This is a genomic window from Streptomyces sp. NPDC002896, from assembly GCF_040295225.1.
Lineage (GTDB): Bacteria > Actinomycetota > Actinomycetes > Streptomycetales > Streptomycetaceae > Streptomyces.
In genome coordinates this window covers 379474-399009 of sequence record NZ_JBEOVA010000008.1, presented here as the reverse complement: position 1 = coordinate 399009, position 19536 = coordinate 379474, and the positions used below count along the sequence as shown (strand labels likewise).

The window sequence follows — 19536 nt, the reverse complement described above, 5'->3', positions numbered from 1 at the left end:
GCTGGTCAGGCTCCTTCGGCGGTACGGAGAAGAGCTGCGGGCGTGCGCCGTGCGGCGCGCGCGGCATGGAGCACCCGTAGTGCGGACCCGGCGAGCACGGCCGCCATGCAGGCGACGGTCAGCCACACCATCCAGCCGGTGGCGCTGTCCGTGCCGATGCCGATCCCGTGGACGAGAGCCAGCGGCCAGGACGCATACGCGAGCCAGTGCACGGCGCGCCAGGCGCGGTGGCCGAGCCTGGCCCGCAGCAGGCTGGTTACCAGCACCGCGAGCATCAGGTCGAAGGCGACCGTGCCGAGCCCGAGCCACAGCGGCTGGTAGTCGGAGACGAACGGGACGAGGACGTCGGCGACGGAGATGTTCACGTAGCCGTCGAGGACTGCGGCGCCGATGTGCGCGGCGAGGAACACCACGGCGGACAGGGACAGGGTGCGGTGCAGGGTGACCGTGCCGAAGCGGGGGAGGCCTAGACGTCCGCGTAGGCGTACGGCAAGTCCGAGCAGGATGACGGTGGTGAACAGGACGAGGCAGACGGCTCCTGTGGCGCGGTTGGCGTACCAGAGGATCGAGGAGTCGGTCATGCGGCCGCCTCCGGCGTGGTGCGGTACGCCTGCGGCGTGGAGTGGTGGGGCGCCTGCGGCGGGCCCTCTCCCCTGCCCCACCCCTTCCCGAAACCAGGGGCTGCGCCCCCGGGCCCCCCTTCGGCCTGAACGGCCTCGTCCTCAAACGCCGGACGGGCTGTGGGTGCCGGCCAGCCCGGTGTCGTGACCACCGTTCCGTCGTGTGCGACCAACCGGGCCGGCAGTCCCAGCCTCGCCAGCCAGCGCTCGGCGCCCGTGCCCTTGACCAGCGCCGCGGTGCTCGCGGCGTTGGCGTCCGCGCAGTTCGCGGCTGCGACGGAGACCGTGCGCCAGGGCGAGACGGCGGGCAGCCCGGTGCGCGGGTCGACGATGTGGTGCAGGGCGTGCGTACCGCGCCGCCAGCGGCGGGCGGTGGTACCGGAGGTGGCGATGCCTCCGCTGCGTACGCCGACGGTGGTGTACGGGCCCTCCGCCGGCGCCTCGTCGGGGTGGCCGGTGGCGTCCTGGACGCGGACCCGCCAGCCGCCGAGCGGCGGGGCGCCCGCGACGGCGGTGTCGCCGCCCAGGCTGACCAGAACCCCGCAGCCCGCCGCCTCCGCGAGCATCGCAGCGGCCCGGTCGGCGGCCCAGGCCTTGGCCGTGGCGCCCAGGTCGAGGCGGACCCCGGCCGGGACGGTGACCGTGCCGGTCGCCCGGTCAAGGCGGATGCGCCGCCAGCCGGGTGCGGGCCGGACCGTGAGCCGTACCGGACGGCCGTCGTGCCCCTGCACGAGCCGGAAGTCGCGGTCGTAGCCGATGGCGTTCATGGCCGAGCCGACGGTCGGGTCGACGGCCCCGTCGGTAGCCGCCGCGGCGCGCAGCGCGACGGCGAGCGCATCGGCGAGCAGCGGGCTCACTCTGACCGGACGGCCGTCGGCGCTGTCGAGGGCGGCCAGCTCGGAGTCGGGCCGGAACCGGCTGCACGCGGCGTCGACCTCGGCGAGGTGGCGGGCGAGCAGCAGATTGCAGGTGTCGAGCAGACGTGGGTCGGTGGTGACGAGCCGGACGGAGGTGCCGAGCGCACGCCAGTCGGCGGACGCGGTGGTGATCGCGGCTGCGGCGGTGGTCCCGCGGGCGCCGGTCGTCACGACGCCCCCGACGTGGAGTGGGCGGAGCCGCTGTCGTCGGACGAGGTGAGGCCGTCGGACGACGACTGCAGGTTCGACGAGGAGTCGGAGGAGCTGTCCGACGAGTTCGAGGAGCTCGACGAGTCAGAGCTCCCCGAACTTCCAGAGCTGCTGCTACTGCTGCTGCTACTGGTGCCGCTCGCAGCCGACGCCGTCTCCCCGTCCGACTGCATCGTGCCGATCAGGGCGGCAACCCCCGCGGCCGCCGTCAGCGTCACCGCCGCGGCCACGGCCGCCGTACGCCGCGCTCCCCTGCGCACCGCCGCGGCGGCGCCTCGCTTCCTGCCTGTCATGGCTGCTCCCCTCCGAAGTGACGCGTTGTCACGTCCTACGGTCGGGGAGCAGCCTGGGAGAAAGCTGTGCGGCTGCCATGCCCCCGGGATGAACCTGTTGTGGTTCCGTCCCGGGAGGGCGACAGAGCGGTTACGCCGTCAGCCGGGCGATCGCCTCTTCGACGGTGAGCTCCTCGCGCTCACCGGTGCGCCGGTCCTTCAGCTCGAGGACGCCCTCGGCCGAGCGCCGCCCCGCCACCAGGATGTTCGGTACGCCGATGAGCTCGGCGTCGGTGAACTTCACGCCGGGCGAGACGCCGGCCCGGTCGTCGACCAGCACCCGGACGCCCGCGGCGCCCAGCTTCTCGGAGACGTCGAGCGCCAGCTCCGTCTGGAGTGCCTTGCCCGCGGCCACCACATGGACGTCGGCGGGCGCGACCTCGCGCGACCAGCACAGGCCCTGCTCGTCCGCGGTCTGCTCGGCAATCGCCGCCACCGCACGGGAGACGCCGATGCCGTACGAGCCCATGGTGACGCGGACCGGCTTGCCGTTCTGGCCGAGCACGTCCAGCTGGAAGGTGTCCGCGTACTTGCGGCCGAGCTGGAAGATGTGGCCGATCTCGATCGCGCGGTCCAGCTTCAGGCCGGTGCCGCACTTCGGGCAGGGGTCGCCCTCCTCGACGACGACCACGTCGAGGTAGTCGTCCACCTCGAAGTCGCGGCCGCAGACGACGTTCTTCGCGTGCTTGTCCTGCTTGTTGGCGCCGGTGATCCAGGACGTGCCGGGGGCGACGCGGGGGTCGGCGATGTAGCGGACCTTGCCGAGGCCCTGCGGGCCGACGTAGCCGCGTACGAGGTCGTCGCGGCCCTCGAAGTCCTCGGCCGTGACGAGCTCGACGACCGCCGGGGCGAGGTGCTCGCCGAGCTTGCCGAGGTCGACCTCGCGGTCGCCGGGGACGCCGACGGCCACGATCTCGCCGTCCACCTTGACCAGCAGGTTCTTGAGGGTCGCGGATGCGGGGACGCCCAGGTGCTCGGCGAGCGTCTCGATGGTGGGGGTGTCGGGGGTGTCCAGTTCCTCGATCGCCGGCTGCTCGGCGCCCTCGACCGGCTTCAGCGCGAAGGTCACAGCCTCGGTGTTCGCCGCGTAGTCGCAGGCCGGGCAGTCCACGAAGGTGTCCTCACCGGCGGCCGCCGGGGCCAGGAACTCCTCCGACGCCGAGCCGCCCATGGCCCCGGAGACCGCGGACACGATGCGGTAGTCCATGCCCAGGCGCTCGAAGATGCGCTGGTACGCCTCGCGGTGCAGGCGGTACGACTCCGCCAGGCCCTCGTCCGTGGTGTCGAAGGAGTACGAGTCCTTCATCTGGAACTCGCGGCCGCGCAGGATGCCCGAGCGCGGGCGGGCCTCGTCGCGGTACTTCGTCTGGATCTGGTAGAGCATCACCGGCAGGTCCTTGTAGGACGCGACCTGGTCCTTCACGACGAGCGTGAAGATCTCCTCGTGGGTCGGGCCGAGCAGGTACTCGCCGCCCTTGCGGTCCTTCAGGCGGAACAGCAGGTCGCCGTACTCCTCCCAGCGGGCGGAGGCCTCGTAGGGCTCCTTGGGCAGGAGGGCGGGGAGCAGGACCTCCTGGGCGCCGATGGCGTCCATCTCCTCGCGGACGACGCGCGAGATGTTGTCCAGGACCTTCTTGCCGAGCGGGAGCCAGGTCCAGATGCCCGCCGAGTTGCGGCGCACGTACCCGGCGCGGACCAGCAGCTTGTGGCTGAGCGTCTCGGCGTCCGCCGGGTCGTCGCGCAGTGTCTTGACCATCAACCGGGACATGCGCTGGACCTGGGCCATGATTCTTAACTCCTGCTACGTAAGGGTGATGGCTAGGAGGTTAGCCCTGCGGTCCGCGCCGGTGGAAATCCGTTACCGCCGCAGGGGCAACGGCGCCCCCATCACCGCGTACGGCTTCGGTGCGCTCGGGAAGATCACCTGCCTGGCCAGGTCCTCGTAGCCGAGCGAGAAGTACAGGCCGCGGGCCGGGCTGTCGACGTCGATCGCCGAGAGGATGGAGCGCGGCTCGTCGGCCTCATCGGTGATCCGCGTGATCAGCGCGCGGCCGATGCCGCGGTTCTGGTACGCGGAAAGGACGTGCAGCTCGGTGATGACGAAGGAGTCGTCGAGCCAGTCGTCGTGGCCCCGCGCGCGCAGATACGGCTGGACGACGGTGGACCACCAGTGGGTGCGGTCGTTCGGCATGCCGTAGACGAACCCGACGAGCCGGTCGTCGCGCGTGAAGGCGCCGAGTGCGCGTGCCCCGGGGTAGGTGATGTGCCGCAGCACGATCTGCCGCCGCACTGTGACCTCGTCGGAGCTGAGCCCGAAGGCCTCCGCCTGCACGGCCAGCGCTTCGTCCACCCGCGCGGCCAGATCCAGCGGGCCGATCACGACGTCGTCGGGGGTGCGGGAGCCGGGCCCGGGAATGCGCAGCATGTCGGCGAGACTACCTCGGGGGCAAAGCCCTGGTCCTCCGGGGCCAGAGGATCAGAACAGCACGCTCATGAAGGCTCCGACCTCCTGGAATCCGACCCTCCGATATGCGGCGCGTGCCGCCGTGTTGAAGTCGTTGACGTAGAGGCTGGCGACCGGCGCGACATCCGTGAGGGCGTAGCGCAGGACGGCCGCCATGCCGGGCGCCGCGAGGCCGTGGCCCCGGTACTCGGGCGCCACCCAGACGCCCTGGATCTGGCAGGCCTGCGGGGTCGCGGCGCCGATCTCCGCCTTGAAGACGACCTTGCCGTACTCGTCGAGGCGGGCGAACGAGCGCCCGGATCCGACCAGTTCGGCGACGCGCGCCTGGTAGAGCAGCCCGCCGTCGCCCGCGAGCGGGGAGATGCCGACCTCCTCGGTGAACATCGCCACGCACGCCGGCATGATCGTTTCCATCTCGTCCTTGCGGACGCGGCGGACGTACGGATCGGGAGCGACGTTGTCGGGGAGCCGGTCGGTGACCATCAGCGGCTGGTGGGCGCGGACCTCGCGGGCCGGGCCCCAGCTCGGTTCGAGCAGCCGCCACAGCTGGGCTGTGGGTCCGGCCGGGCCGACGATCGATGAGCAGCGGCGGCCGGCCCGCCGGGCGCGGTCGGCGAAGGCGCGTACGGCATCGGGGGTGGCGCAGATCGGCACCAGATTGGCGCCCGCGTAGCACAGGGACTGCAGCATGCCGTCCGCGTACCAGCCCCACATCTCGCCGCCGAGCCGCCACGGGTCCAGGCCCGCGGTGTGCACCCGCGACGCCACGAACGCGTTGGTGACCGGCTCGCGGTCGAGCACGGCCATCGCGGCGTCGAGGTCACTCGGTTCGAGGACCCGGGTGGTCGTCTGCGTCAACAAATTCGAGGGCCTCACCATGCAGTCTGCTGATTTCCGCACTGTACCTGGCGAGGTTGTGTGGCGCCGCCCCATGGGGAAGGCCCATGGGGAAGGCCCATGGGACGCCCCATGGAGACGCCCCACCACTGGAGACAGCGGTGGAGCGCGCGAGAACGCGGGAGAGCGGTGGGGCCTGCGGGAATGCCGGAGATCAGCCGGCGACCGAGACCTCGGGCTCGCCCGACATGACCCCGTCCTTCTCCATCTGCTCGGCCAGCTTCATGGCCTCCTCGATGAGGGTCTCCACGATCTTCGACTCGGGCACCGTCTTGATGACCTCGCCCTTCACGAAGATCTGCCCCTTGCCGTTGCCGGAGGCGACGCCGAGGTCCGCCTCGCGGGCCTCGCCAGGACCGTTCACGACGCAGCCCATGACGGCGACGCGGAGCGGGACCTCCATGCCGGTCAGGCCGGCGGTGACCTCTTCGGCCAGCTTGTAGACGTCGACCTGGGCGCGGCCGCAGGACGGGCAGGAGACGATCTCCAGGCCGCGCTGGCGCAGGTTCAGCGACTCCAGGATCTGGATGCCGACCTTGACCTCCTCCGCGGGAGGCGCCGACAGCGAGACGCGGATGGTGTCGCCGATGCCCTGGGACAGCAGCGCACCGAAGGCGACGGCCGACTTGATGGTGCCCTGGAAGGCCGGACCGGCCTCGGTCACACCGAGGTGCAGCGGGTAGTCGCACTGGGCGGCGAGCTGCCGGTAGGCCTCGATCATCACGACGGGGTCGTTGTGCTTCACCGAGATCTTGATGTCCCGGAAGTCGTGCTCCTCGAAGAGGGACGCCTCCCAGAGGGCGGACTCGACGAGGGCCTCGGGGGTCGCCTTGCCGTACTTCTGCAGCAGCCGCTGGTCGAGGGAGCCGGCGTTCACGCCGATACGGATCGGGGTGCCCGCGTCCTTCGCCGCCCTGGCGATCTCCCTGACCTTGTCGTCGAACTGCTTGATGTTGCCGGGGTTCACGCGCACCGCCGCGCAGCCCGCCTCGATGGCCGCGAAGACGTACTTCGGCTGGAAGTGGATGTCCGCGATGACCGGGATCTGGGACTTGCGCGCGATGGTCGCCAGCGCGTCAGCGTCGTCCTGCGTCGGGCACGCGACCCGCACGATCTGGCATCCCGAAGCCGTCAGCTCCGCGATCTGCTGCAGTGTCGCACCGATGTCCGAGGTCCGCGTCGTCGTCATCGACTGCACCGACACCGGCGCGTCCCCACCAACCGCCACCGACCCGACCTGGATCTGCCGGCTCTTCCGGCGCTCGGCGAGCTTGGTCGGAACGGACGGCATGCCGAGAGAAATCGCAGTCATCTGCTGTGCAACCCCAAGGTATGGATCAAGGTCCCGTCATCGGCGGGCTCCGGGCCTTCGAGGTTACGGCACGCCCTGATGCCGGAGCACATCACGTCCTTATGTCCACCCCAACAGCAGGCGGCCGGACAGGAGCCTGCCCGGCCGCCGTGAATGCGCCGTGATCAGGAGATTCTCACCGGGTTAACGACGTCCGCGATCAGCACGAGGATCGTGAAGCAGACGAAGATCCCGGCCACGACATAGGCGACGGGCATCAGCTTCGCGACGTCGAACGGGCCCGGGTCGGGCCGCTTGAGCAGCCGCGCCGTGTTGCGGCGCAGGGACTCCCACAGGGCGCCCGCGATGTGTCCGCCGTCGAGGGGCAGCAGCGGCAGCATGTTGAACAGGAACAGCGACAGGTTGAAGCCCGCGACGAGGAACAGCATCATCGCGATCTGGTTCTCCGGCGGGATGTCCATCGTGAACACCTCACCGCCGACGCGGGCCGCGCCGACGACGCCCATCGGGGAGTCGGCCTCGCGCGGGCCGTCACCGAACGCCGCGTCCCACAGTGCGGGGATCTTGGAGGGCAGCGAGATCAGCGACTCGACGCCGTTCTCCATCATGTCGCCCATGCGCTCCACGGACTGGCCGAAGGACTGCTGGACGATGCCGGACGCGGGCGTGAAGCCGAGGAACCCCGCGTACACGTACTTGCCCTCGACATAGCCGCCGTCGCCGTCGGTCTTACTGACCTGGTTCTTTATCAGGTGCGCCTTGAGGTTCTGCCGCTTGCCGTCGCGCTCGACGGTGATGGTGACGTCCTTGCCGGGGTTGGCGCGGATGTCGGCCTGCAGCGTGGACCAGTCGGCCACGGGCGTGCCGTCGAACGCCACGATCTTGTCGCCCGCCTCGAGGCCCGCGGCCTTGGCGGGCGCGGCCTCGTCGCCCTTCTTGCAGGTCGTGCGGTTCTCGCTCTGCTCGATGACGCAGTCGGAGACCTTGCCGACCGTGGTGGTCTGGGTCTGGACGCCGAAGGTCATCATCACGCCGAGGAAGATCGCCACGGCCAGGACGAGGTTCATGAAGGGGCCGGCGAACATCACGATGACCCTCTTCCACGGCTTGCGCGTGTAGAAGAGGCGGGTCTCGTCGCCGGGCTTGAGCTCCTCGAACGCCGCCGACCTGGCGTCCTCGATCATGCCGCGCCAGGGCGAGGTGGAGCGGGCCTCGATGCGGCCGTCCTTGCCGGGCGGGAACATCCCGATCATGCGGATGTAGCCGCCGAGGGGGACGGCCTTGATGCCGTACTCGGTCTCGCCCTTCTTGCGGGACCAGACGGTCGGGCCGAATCCCACCATGTACTGCGGCACTCGGATGCCGAAGAGCTTCGCGGTCGACAGATGTCCCAGCTCGTGCCAGGCGATCGAGATCAGCAACCCGATCGCGAAGACGACTATGCCGAGGATCATCATCAGGGTCGTCATGCACGAGCCTCCGCGGTCGTCCGTGTCGCTTGGGTCTTGGTCGTCAGTTCACGGGCCCGGGCGCGCGCCCAGGTCTCCGCTTCGAGGACGTCCGCGACGGTCAGCGAAGTTCCCGTACGCGGCGTGCCGTGCTCGGCGACGACCTGTGTGACGGTCTCCATGATCCCGAGATACGGCAGGGCGCCGTTCAGGAACGCGTCCACGCACTCCTCGTTTGCCGCATTGAACACCGCCGGAGCCGTGCCCGCGAGTTCCCCCACATGCCGGGCGAGCCCCACGGACGGGAACGCCTCCTCGTCGAGGGGGAAGAACTCCCAGCTCGACGCCTTCGTCCAGTCGAACGCGGGCGCGGCGTCCGGCACCCGCTCGGGCCAGCCGAGCCCGATCGCGATGGGCCCGCGCATGTCGGGCGGGGTGGCCTGCGCCAGCGTCGATCCGTCGGTGAACTCAACCATCGAGTGGACATACGACTGCGGGTGCACGACCACCTCAATGCGATCGAAGGGAATGTCGTACAGCAGGTGGGCCTCGATGACCTCGAGTCCCTTGTTGACCAGCGTCGCCGAGTTGATGGTGATCACCGGGCCCATGGCCCAGGTGGGGTGCGCGAGGGCGTCCTCGGGCGTGACGTTCGCGAGCTCCGCCTTCGTACGCCCCCGGAACGGGCCGCCCGACGCGGTCACGACGAGCTTCCGCACGTCCGCGCGCGTGCCGGCCGCCAGCGCCTGGAAGAGCGCGGCGTGCTCGGAGTCGACGGGGATGATCTGCCCCGGCTTGGCGAGCGCCTTGACCAGCGGGCCGCCGACGATCAGCGACTCCTTGTTGGCGAGGGCGAGGGTGCGGCCGGCTTCGAGGGCCGCGAGGGTGGGCGCCAGGCCGATGGATCCGGTGATCCCGTTCAGCACGGTGTGGCACTCGGACGCGGCGAGCTGGGTAGCCGCGTCGGGTCCCGCCAGGATCTCCGGGAGCGGCTCCCCCGCCCCGTACTGCGCGCTCAGGGCCTCACGAAGCGCCGGTACAACGTCCTCGCGCGCGACCGCGACGGTCCGTACCCGCAGCTGCCTGGCCTGCTCCGCCAGCAGCCCCACCCGTCCGCCGGCGGCGGAGAGCCCGGTGACCCGGAAGCGGCCGGGGTTGCGCAGTACCAGGTCTATGGCCTGGGTGCCGATCGAACCCGTGGAGCCGAGGATGACGATGTCCCGGGGGCCGTCTCCGGCGATGGGGTCGAAGACGAGATGCGGGTCCGCGAGGGGGGCTGGGCTGTCGCTCATCCCTCCATTGTGGCCGCAACGACGGCCCTGCCGGGGGCCGGGTACGGGCCAGGAACCCCCCACGGGGTTCGGGTACGGGGCCAGGGCGCCCTGCGGAAGGCCTGCCCACAACGGTCAGCGGCCCACCCGGCCTGCAGAGGCGCCGCACCCGGGCCCCAAGGGGGACCCGGGTACGGGCGCGCGGTCAGCCGATCGGCCGGTGGACGTTCTCCCGTCGCGCCGGCCCAGGCGTGGCGTCCGCGATCCACGGCCCCTCGCCCGAGGGGTCGACGATGCCGGACTCCAGCCAGGTGTACATGCCGCTCATGACGCCCTTGACCACCTTGCGGTCAAGGTCGTCGGTGTTGGTCCACAGACGGTCGAAGAGTTCGTCGACGCGGATGCGGGACTGGCGGCAGAACGCGTCGGCGAGCTGGTAGGCCTCGCGGCCGTACTCCTCCGTCGTGCGCAGCATCTCCGCCCGTACGCACGCCGCGCTCATCGCGAACAGCTCGGCGCCGATGTCGACGACCCGGCCGAGGAAGCCCTGCTTGGTCTCCATTCGGCCCTGCCAGCGGGACATGCCGTAGAAGGTGGAGCGGGCGAGCTTGCGGGCCGACCGCTCGACGTAGCGCAGGTGCGTCGAGAGGTCCACGTGGCCCGCGGGGTGGAAGTCCGCGTAGGCACGCGGGAGCTGGCCCGGTCCTGCGACGAGCTTCGGCAGCCAGCGTGCGTAGAAGCCGCCGGCCTTCGCGCCCGCCTTGGCCTTGTCGGAGAGGGACTTCTCGGGGTCGATCAGATCCCCGGCGACCGACAGATGGGCGTCGACCGCCTCACGGGCGATCAGCAGGTGCATGATCTCCGTGGAGCCCTCGAAGATCCGGTTGATGCGCAGGTCGCGGAGGATCTGCTCGGCGGGGACGGCCCGCTCGCCGCGGGCCGCGAGGGACTCGGCTGTCTCGAAGCCGCGGCCGCCGCGGATCTGGACGAGCTCGTCGGCCATGAGCCAGGCCATCTCGGACCCGTACAGCTTGGCCAGTGCCGCCTCGATGCGGATGTCGTTGCGGTTCTCGTCGGCCATCTGGCTGGACAGGTCGAGTACGGCCTCCAGGGCGAAGGTCGTCGCCGCGATGAAGGAGATCTTCGAGCCGACGGCCTCGTGGTGGGCGACGGGCTTGCCCCACTGCTCGCGGGCGCCCGACCACTCGCGGGCTATCTTCAGGCACCACTTGCCGGCGCCCGCGCACATCGCGGGCAGGGACAGGCGCCCCGTGTTCAGCGTGGTGAGCGCGATCTTCAGGCCGGCGCCCTCCGGGCCGATGCGGTTGGCCGCGGGGACGCGGACCTGGTGGAAGCGCGTGACGCCGTTCTCGATGCCGCGCAGGCCCATGAACGCGTTGCGATTCTCGACGGTGATGCCCTCGGACGCGGCCTCCACCACGAAAGCCGTGATGCCGCCCTTGTGGCCCTCGGACTTCGGTACGCGGGCCATGACGACGAGCAGGTCGGCGACGACGCCGTTCGTCGTCCACAGCTTCACGCCGTCGAGGATGTAGTCGTCGCCATCCCGTACCGCGGTGGTGGCCAGGCGCGCCGGGTCCGAGCCCACGTCGGGCTCCGTGAGCAGGAACGCCGAGATGTCCGTCCGGGCGCATCGGGGCAGGAAGGTGTCCTTCTGCTCCTGGGTGCCGAACAACTTCAACGGCTGCGGTACGCCAATCGACTGATGCGCGGACAGCAGCGCGCCGATCGCGGGGTTCGCGGAGCCCACCAGGGCGAGCGCCTTGTTGTAGTACAGCTGGGTGAGGCCGAGGCCGCCGTACTTGGTGTCGATCTTCATGCCGAGCGCGCCGAGCTCCTTGAGCCCCTTGATCACCTCGTCGGGGATCTGGGCCTCCCGCTCGATACGGGCGGAGTCGATCTTCGTCTCACAGAAGTCGCGCAGCTTGGCGAGGAACTCCTCACCGCGCTGGGCGTCCTCGTCGGGGGGCGTGGGGTGGGGGTGGATGAGGTCCAGCCGGAAGCGGCCGAGGAAGAGCTCCTTGGCGAAGCTGGGCTTGCGCCAGTCCTGCTCGCGCGCCGCCTCGGCCACCTGTCGGGCTTCGCGTTCCGTGACGGCCGGCCTGATCGTCGTGACGTCCGGCCTTTTGGTTGGTGCGGACATGAGGCTCACCTCGCCGCGCAGTGGGGTCGATTGAGATCGATTGTCCGGTCGGTTACTGACCAGTGCTACTCGTTCGTATGTACCCGATATGCCGGGTGACCACCAGTCCTGGCGCAGCGTTCGGGGGAAAACGGGGCCCTGCGGGGCGGGCGGGTGGAGTACACCTGCGGGTGGGCGAACGTTGAAGCGGGCCGAGCCCGACTGGGGTCAGCCGATGCCCACGGTGTCTGCGTCGGCGTCCAGGCGCCCTCCGATCGTCCCGAAAACTCTTAGTCGAAGCGCTTCGACAACCTATGGACACCCCCTGGCCGTCGGGCTACTGTCGGACCACCCTCACCCCGCAGTCCCGTCCTCAGCGCCGCCTGTCGAAGCGCTTCAAACCACCTGGAGGGCTGAATGGTCACCCTCGCCGAGGTTGCCCAGCACGCCGGAGTCTCGGCCAGCACGGTGAGCTATGTCCTCAGCGGCAAGCGTTCCATCTCCGCCGGTACCCGGCAGCGGGTCGAGCGGAGCATCAAGGAGCTCGGCTACCACCCCAACGCGGGGGCCCGGGCCCTGGCAAGCAACCGGTCGAACATCATCGCACTGATGATCCCGCTGCGTACCGACATGTATATGCCGGTGATGATGGAGATCGCCATCGCCGTCGCCACCACGGCCCGTGCGCACGGGTACGACGTGCTGCTGCTCACCGGCGAGGAGGGCCCCGACGCCGTACGCCGCGTCACCGGCAGCGGGCTCGCCGACGCGATGATCCCCATGGACGTCGAGCTCGACGACGAGCGGCTGCCGCTGCTGCGCGGTTCGGACCGGCCGTCCGTGCTCATCGGCCTACCCGCCGACACGACCGGGCTGACCTGCGTCGACCTCGACTTCGGGGCGACGGGCGCGCTGTGCGTCGAGCACCTGGCCAAGCTCGGCCACCGTGACATCGCCGTCATAGGCGAGTCGCCCGGGGTGTACGAGCGGCACACGGGCTTCGCCGAGCGCACCCTGGACGGCCTGCGCGCCCGCTCCCGCGAGCTCGGTCTTCGGCTGCTGCACCGGCCCTGCGAGGGCGGCTACGACGCGATGTCGGTGACCCTTGCCCGGATCTTCGACGAGCGCCCGGGCACCACCGGGTTCGTCGTGCAGAACGAGTCCGCGGTGGAGCCGCTGCTCGCGCTGCTGCGGCAGCAGGGCCGCGCCGTTCCCGAGGACGTGTCGGTGGTCGCGATCTGCCCGGACCAGCTCGCCATGCAGGCCTCGGTGCACCTCACCTCGGTCGCCATCCCCGCGCAGGAGATGGGGCGGCGCGCCGTGGAACTCCTCGTCGCCAAGCTCGAGGGACAGGGCACGGACGAGGTCGTGCTGCTCCCGCCCGAACTGACCGTACGGGCCAGCTCGGGCCCGGCACCCTCGACTGCCTGAGGGGCTCGACTGCCTGAGGGGGCGGGTTCCGGCCGGGACGGCCCGGGCGGGAGAGGGGGCCAAGCCCGAACCCTGGCCGGGCCCAGCCGGGGCGCCCCGGCCGACCGCCGTGCCCACCCCGCCCCGCCAACGCCCGGGCTCCCGTCTCCCCCGCCCTTCTCCCTGCACCTCCACACATCCACCCCATCCCATGTCCCTCCCCGGCACGGCTCCGCCAGGCCGGACATGTCATCACACCAGTCGTTACACACTCCTTCAGGAGCACCCGCGTGAATCAGCCTGCCGTCAGCCGGCCCGAAGAGGGCTCCCCCAGCCTGGCCCAGTCGTCCCCCACCATCGGTACGTTCCGCGAGCGTGACGGAGCGCTGGAGTGGAGCGGCCGTCAGGAGACCGTACGCATCGAGCCCTGGGGCCCGGACGCGATCCGGGTCCGCGCCCGGCTCGGCGGACCCGTCCTCGAAGGACTGCCCGGCGCCCTCCTCGACGACCCGGAGGCCGCCCAGGCGGTGACCGTCAAGATCGGGGACGGTGAGGGGCAGTTGACCGTCGGCGCGATCACCGCCCACGTCAGCTCCGAGGGGCAGATCCGCTTCGTCCGCACCGACGACGGCACCGAGCTGCTGGCCGAGGAGCGCGCCCACTTCTGGTGGCCGGGACCGCGCCTGTACACCCCGACCGGCAACGGCCACCACCGCCTCGAGCAGCGCTTCAGTGCGTACGAGGGCGAGAAGCTGTACGGCCTCGGGCAGCACCAGCACGGTCGGTTCGACCAGAAGGGCACCGTCCTCGATCTGGTGCAGCGCAACGCCGAGGTGACGATCCCGGTGCTCACCTCCAGCCGCGGCTACACGCTGCTGTGGAACAGCCCGGCCATCGGCCGCGTCGAGCTGGCCGACAACGGCACGCGCTGGGTGGCCGACTCCGCCCGCCAGATCGACTACTGGATCACGGCGGGTGCCCCGGCCGACGCCCAGCGCCGCTACAGCGCGGCGACGGGCCGTACCCCGATGCTGCCCGAGTGGGCCGCCGGCTTCTGGCAGTGCAAACTGCGCTACCGCACCCAGGACGAACTGCTCGCGGTGGCCCGGGAGTACGAGCGGCGCGGCCTGCCGCTCTCCGCGATCGTCTGCGACTTCTTCCACTGGACGCATCTGGGCGAGTGGAAGTTCGACCCGGCGGAGTGGCCGGACCCGGCGGCGATGATGCGGGAGCTGGAGACGCTGGGCATAAAGCTGGTCATCTCGGTGTGGCCCTCCGTCTCGCCCCTCAGCGAGAACCACCAGCTCATGGAGCAGAAGGGCTACTTCATCGGCACGCAGTACAGCCCGATGGCGCACGCCGACTGGCCCGACAAGGAGGTCGCGTCCACGGTCCAGGTGGCCTTCTACGACGCCACCAACCCGGAGGCCCGCGAGTTCGTGTGGTCGCGGGTGCGGGACAACTACCTCGAGCCGTACGGCATCCGCGCCTTCTGGCTGGACGCCTGCGAGCCGGAGCTCAAGCCGCATCACGCCGAGAACCTGCGCTACCACGCGGGCCCGGGCCTGGAGGTCGGCAACCTCTACCCGCGCGAGAACGCCCGTACCTTCTACGAGGGCATGCACGCCGCGGGCGAGACCGAGGTGGTGACCCTCAACCGCTCGGCGTGGGCGGGCAGCCAGCGCTACGGCGCCGCGCTGTGGTCCGGCGACATCGGCACGGACTTCGCGACCCTGCGCCGCCAGATAGCAGCGGGCCTCAACACCGCAATCTCCGGCATCCCGTGGTGGAACACCGACATCGGCGGCTTCCACGGCGGCGACCCGAACGACCCCGCGTACCGCGAGGTGATGGTCCGCTGGTTCCAGTTCGGCGCGCTGTCGCCGCTGATGCGCCTGCACGGCTTCCGCGACCCGGGCATGCCGCTCGGCCCCGACATGACGGGCGGCCCCAACGAGGTGTGGTCGTACGGCGAGGAGGCCGGCGCCATCCTCGAGAAGTACCTGCACCTGCGTGAGCGCCTCAAGCCGTACGTCCTCGACGTGATGCGCGCCGCCCACGAGGAGGGCCTGCCGGTGATGCGCCCGCTGTTCCTCGAGTTCCCCGAGGACGACACGGCGTGGTCGGTGGACGACACGTACTTGTTCGGCCCGGATCTGCTGGTGGCCCCGGTGCTGACGGCGGGCGCGACGGACCGGACGGTGTACCTCCCGGCGGGCGCCCGGTGGACCGACGCCTGGACGAGCGACGTGTACGAGGGCGGCACGACCGTCACGGTCGACGCCCCACTGGACCGGATCCCGCTGTTCCTGCGGGACGGGGCACGGCTGCCGATCGCTCAGTAGCGGTGCTGTGGGGGGAGGGCGGGCCGGGCCACGGGGCCGGCCCGCCCTCCCGTGTGCCGGTCCCCGGCCATGGGGCACTCCTCAGGGGCCATCGTCAGGCCGTCGGCCGGGTCGCCCGGGCAAAGGCGGCCATACGCCGGGCGTATCCGTCCGGGTCGCCGAAGTGCACCGCCACGTGCTCGGCTCCGGCGTTTCGGAAAGCCTCGGCCGTGAGGGCCGCCTCGCCGACGGTGCGCTCGGGGCCGTGCCAGTCGATCCGCGTACCGGCGGACACGGTGCGGCCGTCCGTACAGGCACGCAGGTACGCCAGCCGCTCGCCGAACTCCTCCGGGCCCAGGCCCACGCCCTGCCAGACGTCGGCATACCGTGCCGCCCTGCGCAGGGCGGCGTCGGTGACACCGCCGGTCATCACCGGCACCGGACCGTCGGGGCGCGGCTCGAAGACGCCCGTCCCGAAGCCGTACCAGCGGCCCTCGAAGGGGCCTCGGCCAACCCGGAACAGGTGCCGGATCAGTGCGATGGCCTCGTCCGTCCGGGCGGCCCGGCTCCTGAAGTCGGCGCCGACGGCGGTGAACTCGCGTTCGTCCCAGCCGATCCCGGCGCCCAGGGTGATCCGCCCGCCGGACAGCCTGTGCAGGGTCGCGACCTGCTTGGCCACCACGAACGGACTGCGCATCGGCAGGACGAGCACAGAGGTGCCGAACCGGATCCGGGTGGTCGCGGCTGCCAGCCAGCCCATGGTCACGAGCGGTTCGAAGACACCTCCGTACACGGGGCCGTACTCGGCCGGCGGCAGCAGGTGATCGGGAAGCCACGCCGTGTCGTAGCCGAGGGCCTCGGCCTGCTGTGCCAGCTCGACGAGCAGGCGCGGGTCGGCACCCGCGGTCTCGTTGGGGAGGACGACCTGCAGCTTCACCTCCCCTCGCCCTCCCTGACTTCTGAGGGCACTTCCGAAAGCGGAAGGGACTGGAGGAAGCCGAGGACCGGCTTCAGCCATTCTTCCGGCCGCTCCACCATGACCACGTGGTCGCTGTCGATCTCCGTGTACTGCGCGCCCCGGATTCCGGCCGCCAGAGCGCGGGAGCCCGCGGGCAGGACCATGCTGTCGCTGGTCGTCGCGACAACCAGCGTCGGTACGGCGACCTCTGGCAGGTCACCGGTGATGTCGAGGGAGGGAATCAGGTCGACGTGCGGGCGGAGTGCGGGCGGCTCCTCGGCCCGCCAGCCGGGAAGAAGGCCGAGCAGGTGGTCGTCGGGCCGGGCGAAACCGGCGGTCAGGACGAGGGCGGTCACCCGCTCGGGGTGGCGTACGGCGGCGCGCACCGCCACCAGAGTGCCGAGCGAGAAGCCGAGCACCGCGAACCGCTCGATGCCGTGCCGTACGGCGGAGTCGACGACCGCGTCCGTGAGCTCGTCGAGGCCGAGCGGGGTGGCGGCGACCGGGGTCCCGCCGGAGCCTGGATAGTCGGGGGCGACGACTGTGTGGGCGGCGGCGAGGGCCGGCACGACCGGGGCGAAGTTGCCTTCGATGCTGCCGGTGGCGCCATGGGCGAGCAGCAGTCCCGGACCGGTTCCCGTGACGGTGGTGGCGAGGGCGGGGAATGAATCGCGCATGCCCCGTACGTTGACCCATCACACCGGTGTGAAGGTCAAGTCCCAGGCGCGGTGAGGAGAATCGGTGCTGATAGGCGAGCTGTCACAGCAGACCGGGGTCGCGACGAGGCTGCTGCGGTACTACGAGGAGCAGGGCCTGCTGTGCCCCGACCGCGACAGCAACGGATACCGCGTGTACGCGCCCGAAGCCCCGTACGTCGTCGCCCGCATCCGGGGCATGCTGGCGGCCGGGCTGACCACCGGCGCCATCCGCGAGATGCTGCCGTGCGCCACCGATGCCGGGCCGGGGATCGACCCCTGCCCGGAGGTGCTGCGGACGATGGCCGCGAACCTGGAGCGGATGGACGCGGACATCGCGGATCTGCGCCGCCGCCGCGCCGCGCTGGCCGAGTTCCGCGATGCGACCGAGGCGCGGCAGAGGCGGTAACCGGCTCGATCCCGACCACTCAGCGCTGGTGCCACACCAACGTGTAGCGCCAGAACAGCCGGCGGCGCAGCCGTGCACCCGGCAGGACCTGGCGGGCTTCGCGGACGATGTCGGGGAAGCTCATGTCCGCAGGGCGGGTATGGGCGGTCATCGAGACTGGCCGTGGTGCCTTGCGGCCTTTGTTCTTGAACCAGCCCATGGCGAGGTTCAGCGGGATGGCGATGGCGCCGAGCAGGTGGTCGCCTCGGGTCTCCGCGCGAGCCAGTCCGACGACCACCAGCGTTCCTCCGGGTGCCAGGTGCCGGCGCAAGAGGGTGAGCGCTTCGGTGAACGGCAGGTGGTGGATGACGGCGACACACGTGATGACGTCGTAGGAACCGGCGGGGACCCCGGTCAGCACGTCCGCGACGGAGAACGTCACCGGGGCGGCCGGAGGAGTCAGCTCCCGTGCCCGGGCGACGATCGCCGGATCCGAGTCGATTCCCTGCACCTCCTTGGCGCGTATGGCCAAGAGCCTGGCCAGGTCGCCACTTCCGGAGCCCACGTCCAGGGCACGGTCGAATCGTTTCGGAAGCTGCCGCAGGATCCACCGGTGGTAGTGGGCGTTGTGGTCCCATGGATGAGCGGCATTGAACCGGTGAAGGGTTTGCAGGACGCGGGGCGACAGCAGGTTCATGCCGCCATCCCACCAGACCGTGGGTTCCGGCGACGCCCGCTCCGGAAAATGGCCGCACGCCCGGCTACGGTGTCGGCTCGGCGAGGTAACGCCTCAGAGCGTCGGCGCCATCAGGTACGAACGTCAACCGCTGAAGCGCGTCCTGCAACTCGCCCTCGGAGACCCAGCCGTGCCAGGCGATCTCCGACGGATCAGGGACGATCGCCTCGGTGACGACGGCCTCATGGACGCCGAGCCAGTATGGGCTGATCGCCCCTCGGCAGAGGAGCTTGAAGACGAATCGCACCGATGCCTGAACCCCCAACTCTTCGGCGAGTTCGCGAGCGGCAGCCTCCTCGTATGACTCGCCGACCCCTGCGGCCCCGCCGATCAACCAGTTGTACTGCCCCGGGAACCGGGACACGTCCTCCTGTCTCCGATGCACCAGGATGCGGCCCTCCGGATCTCGACAGACGGTCGTCGCGACGCGGTGCAGCCACTGTCTCTCGATGGCCTCGCCCCGCTCCACCACCCCGACCACCCGATCCTGCTCATCGACCCGCTCCACCAGTTCACCCATGGCACTCACGATCGCAGAACGACGTCAGCGTTTCCGCCTGCCGAGTTGCTGTTCGGCGGCCTCCACCGTCTGTGCCAGCAGGACGGCGATGGTCATCGGGCCGACCCCGCCGGGTACGGGGGTGATCAGACGGGCATGGGCGCGGGCGGTGTCGAAGTCCACGTCGCCGACGTTGCCGGGGTTGTATCCGGCGTCGATCACCACCGCGCCCGGCTTGATGTCCTGACCGCGGATCAGTCGCGGTCGTCCCACGGCCGCTACCACGATGTCCGCTTCCCGGACGATCGCGGGCAGGTCCGCGGTGCGGGAATGGCAGTACGTGACCGTGGCGTCCCGCGCGAGCAGGAGCATCCCGACCGGTTTGCCGAGGATCGGGCTGCGGCCGATCACGACGGCGTGTCTGCCGGCGAGTTCGACGCCGTACTCGTCCAGGAGCCGCATGATCCCGCCGGGCGTGCACGACACGAAGCCGGGCAGTCCGAAACTCATCGCGCCGAAGGAGTGCATCGTGACGCCGTCGACGTCCTTCTCCGGAGCGATGGCCTCGAACGCCGCCCGCTCGTCGATGTGCCGCCCGGCAGGGTGCTGCAGCAGGATGCCGTGGACCTCGGGGTCGCGGGAGAGAGCAGCGAGCGCCTCGACCAGCTCCGCGGTCGTGGTGGCGGCGGGCAGGCCGATGTGGCGGGACCGGATGCCGGCCTTGGCGCAGCGGGCCCGCTTCATGCGGACGTACGTGACCGAGGCGAGGTCGTCGCCCACCAGCACCGTCGCCAGGCACGGCGCGACACCCGTGCGCTGTGAGATCTCCGCCGCCTTGGTCGCGGTCTCTTCGCCGATGCGCCGGGCGAGGCCGGTGCCGTCCATGAGCTGGGCTGTCCGAGTCGGGGACAT

At 70.8% G+C, this 19536-nt stretch carries 18 protein-coding genes; 3 read left to right on the top strand and 15 right to left on the bottom strand.

What is annotated here, in order from left to right; all coding sequences use genetic code 11:
• Nucleotides 1-5: 5 nt before the first annotated feature.
• The 10 genes from ABT009_RS17645 to ABT009_RS17600 form a co-directional block, all read right to left on the bottom strand.
• A complete protein-coding gene (locus ABT009_RS17645) occupies nt 6-581 on the bottom strand; it encodes a ferric reductase-like transmembrane domain-containing protein (RefSeq protein ID WP_351294880.1) in 576 nt (191 codons plus the stop codon).
• Nucleotides 578-1708 (bottom strand): FAD:protein FMN transferase, encoded by a 1131-nt coding sequence (locus ABT009_RS17640; RefSeq protein WP_351294877.1) that lies wholly within the window; start codon nt 1706-1708, stop codon nt 578-580. Before ABT009_RS17640 ends, ABT009_RS17645 begins: the two co-directional genes overlap by 4 nt.
• Nucleotides 1705-2040, bottom strand: coding sequence for a hypothetical protein (locus tag ABT009_RS17635; protein WP_351294874.1), 336 nt, complete (start codon nt 2038-2040; stop codon nt 1705-1707). Before ABT009_RS17635 ends, ABT009_RS17640 begins: the two co-directional genes overlap by 4 nt.
• 130 nt (nt 2041-2170) lie before the next feature.
• Nucleotides 2171-3865 (bottom strand): proline--tRNA ligase, encoded by a 1695-nt coding sequence (locus ABT009_RS17630; protein WP_351294871.1) that lies wholly within the window; start codon nt 3863-3865, stop codon nt 2171-2173.
• A 72-nt stretch (nt 3866-3937) separates the two neighbouring features.
• On the bottom strand, nt 3938-4504 hold the full coding sequence (locus ABT009_RS17625) for a GNAT family N-acetyltransferase (RefSeq protein WP_351294868.1): 567 nt from the start codon (nt 4502-4504) through the stop codon (nt 3938-3940).
• 51 nt (nt 4505-4555) lie between these two features.
• Nucleotides 4556-5404: a GNAT family N-acetyltransferase gene (locus ABT009_RS17620; RefSeq protein WP_351294865.1), complete on the bottom strand. Its 849-nt coding sequence runs from the start codon at nt 5402-5404 to the stop codon at nt 4556-4558.
• A gap of 190 nt (nt 5405-5594) precedes the next feature.
• The gene (gene ispG / locus ABT009_RS17615) at nt 5595-6752 is read right to left on the bottom strand and encodes a flavodoxin-dependent (E)-4-hydroxy-3-methylbut-2-enyl-diphosphate synthase (RefSeq protein ID WP_351294862.1); all 1158 of its coding nucleotides are present in this window, start codon (nt 6750-6752) and stop codon (nt 5595-5597) included.
• A 164-nt stretch (nt 6753-6916) separates the two neighbouring features.
• A complete protein-coding gene (locus ABT009_RS17610; protein WP_351294859.1) occupies nt 6917-8221 on the bottom strand; it encodes a M50 family metallopeptidase in 1305 nt (434 codons plus the stop codon).
• On the bottom strand, nt 8218-9492 hold the full coding sequence (gene dxr / locus ABT009_RS17605; RefSeq protein WP_351294857.1) for a 1-deoxy-D-xylulose-5-phosphate reductoisomerase: 1275 nt from the start codon (nt 9490-9492) through the stop codon (nt 8218-8220). Before dxr ends, ABT009_RS17610 begins: the two co-directional genes overlap by 4 nt.
• Before the next feature lie 184 nt (nt 9493-9676).
• Nucleotides 9677-11635, bottom strand: a complete 1959-nt coding sequence (locus tag ABT009_RS17600) for an acyl-CoA dehydrogenase family protein (RefSeq protein ID WP_351294854.1) — start codon at nt 11633-11635, stop codon at nt 9677-9679.
• 396 nt (nt 11636-12031) lie between these two features.
• Here ABT009_RS17600 and ABT009_RS17595 point away from each other — a divergent pair, with 396 nt between their 5' ends.
• Together ABT009_RS17595 and ABT009_RS17590 are read left to right on the top strand one after the other, a co-directional pair.
• A complete protein-coding gene (locus ABT009_RS17595; RefSeq protein ID WP_351294851.1) occupies nt 12032-13045 on the top strand; it encodes a LacI family DNA-binding transcriptional regulator in 1014 nt (337 codons plus the stop codon).
• Nucleotides 13046-13314: 269 nt separating this feature from the next.
• The gene (locus ABT009_RS17590; RefSeq protein WP_351294848.1) at nt 13315-15369 is read left to right on the top strand and encodes a glycoside hydrolase family 31 protein; all 2055 of its coding nucleotides are present in this window, start codon (nt 13315-13317) and stop codon (nt 15367-15369) included.
• Between the two features lie 94 nt (nt 15370-15463).
• On the opposite strand, the gene ABT009_RS17585 is transcribed toward ABT009_RS17590, so the two are convergent.
• Both ABT009_RS17585 and ABT009_RS17580 read right to left on the bottom strand, forming a co-directional pair.
• A complete protein-coding gene (locus ABT009_RS17585; protein ID WP_351294845.1) occupies nt 15464-16285 on the bottom strand; it encodes a TIGR03619 family F420-dependent LLM class oxidoreductase in 822 nt (273 codons plus the stop codon).
• Complete coding sequence (locus ABT009_RS17580) at nt 16282-16983, bottom strand: alpha/beta fold hydrolase (RefSeq protein WP_351294842.1); 702 nt, start codon at nt 16981-16983, stop codon at nt 16282-16284. Before ABT009_RS17580 ends, ABT009_RS17585 begins: the two co-directional genes overlap by 4 nt.
• Nucleotides 16984-17047: 64 nt before the next feature.
• On the opposite strand from ABT009_RS17580, the gene ABT009_RS17575 reads away from it, so the two are divergent.
• Entirely contained in the window at nt 17048-17410 is a 363-nt protein-coding gene (locus tag ABT009_RS17575) for a MerR family transcriptional regulator (protein ID WP_351294839.1), read from the top strand.
• Between the two features lie 19 nt (nt 17411-17429).
• Here ABT009_RS17575 and ABT009_RS17570 read toward each other — a convergent pair whose 3' ends face one another.
• The 3 genes from ABT009_RS17570 to ABT009_RS17560 form a co-directional block, all read right to left on the bottom strand.
• Nucleotides 17430-18086 (bottom strand): class I SAM-dependent methyltransferase, encoded by a 657-nt coding sequence (locus tag ABT009_RS17570; RefSeq protein ID WP_351294836.1) that lies wholly within the window; start codon nt 18084-18086, stop codon nt 17430-17432.
• A 64-nt stretch (nt 18087-18150) separates the two neighbouring features.
• Nucleotides 18151-18645, bottom strand: a complete 495-nt coding sequence (locus tag ABT009_RS17565; RefSeq protein ID WP_351294833.1) for an NUDIX hydrolase — start codon at nt 18643-18645, stop codon at nt 18151-18153.
• Between the two features lie 24 nt (nt 18646-18669).
• Nucleotides 18670-19536 carry a bifunctional 5,10-methylenetetrahydrofolate dehydrogenase/5,10-methenyltetrahydrofolate cyclohydrolase gene (locus tag ABT009_RS17560; protein WP_351295055.1) on the bottom strand — a complete coding sequence of 289 codons (867 nt, stop codon included), beginning with the start codon at nt 19534-19536 and terminating at the stop codon, nt 18670-18672.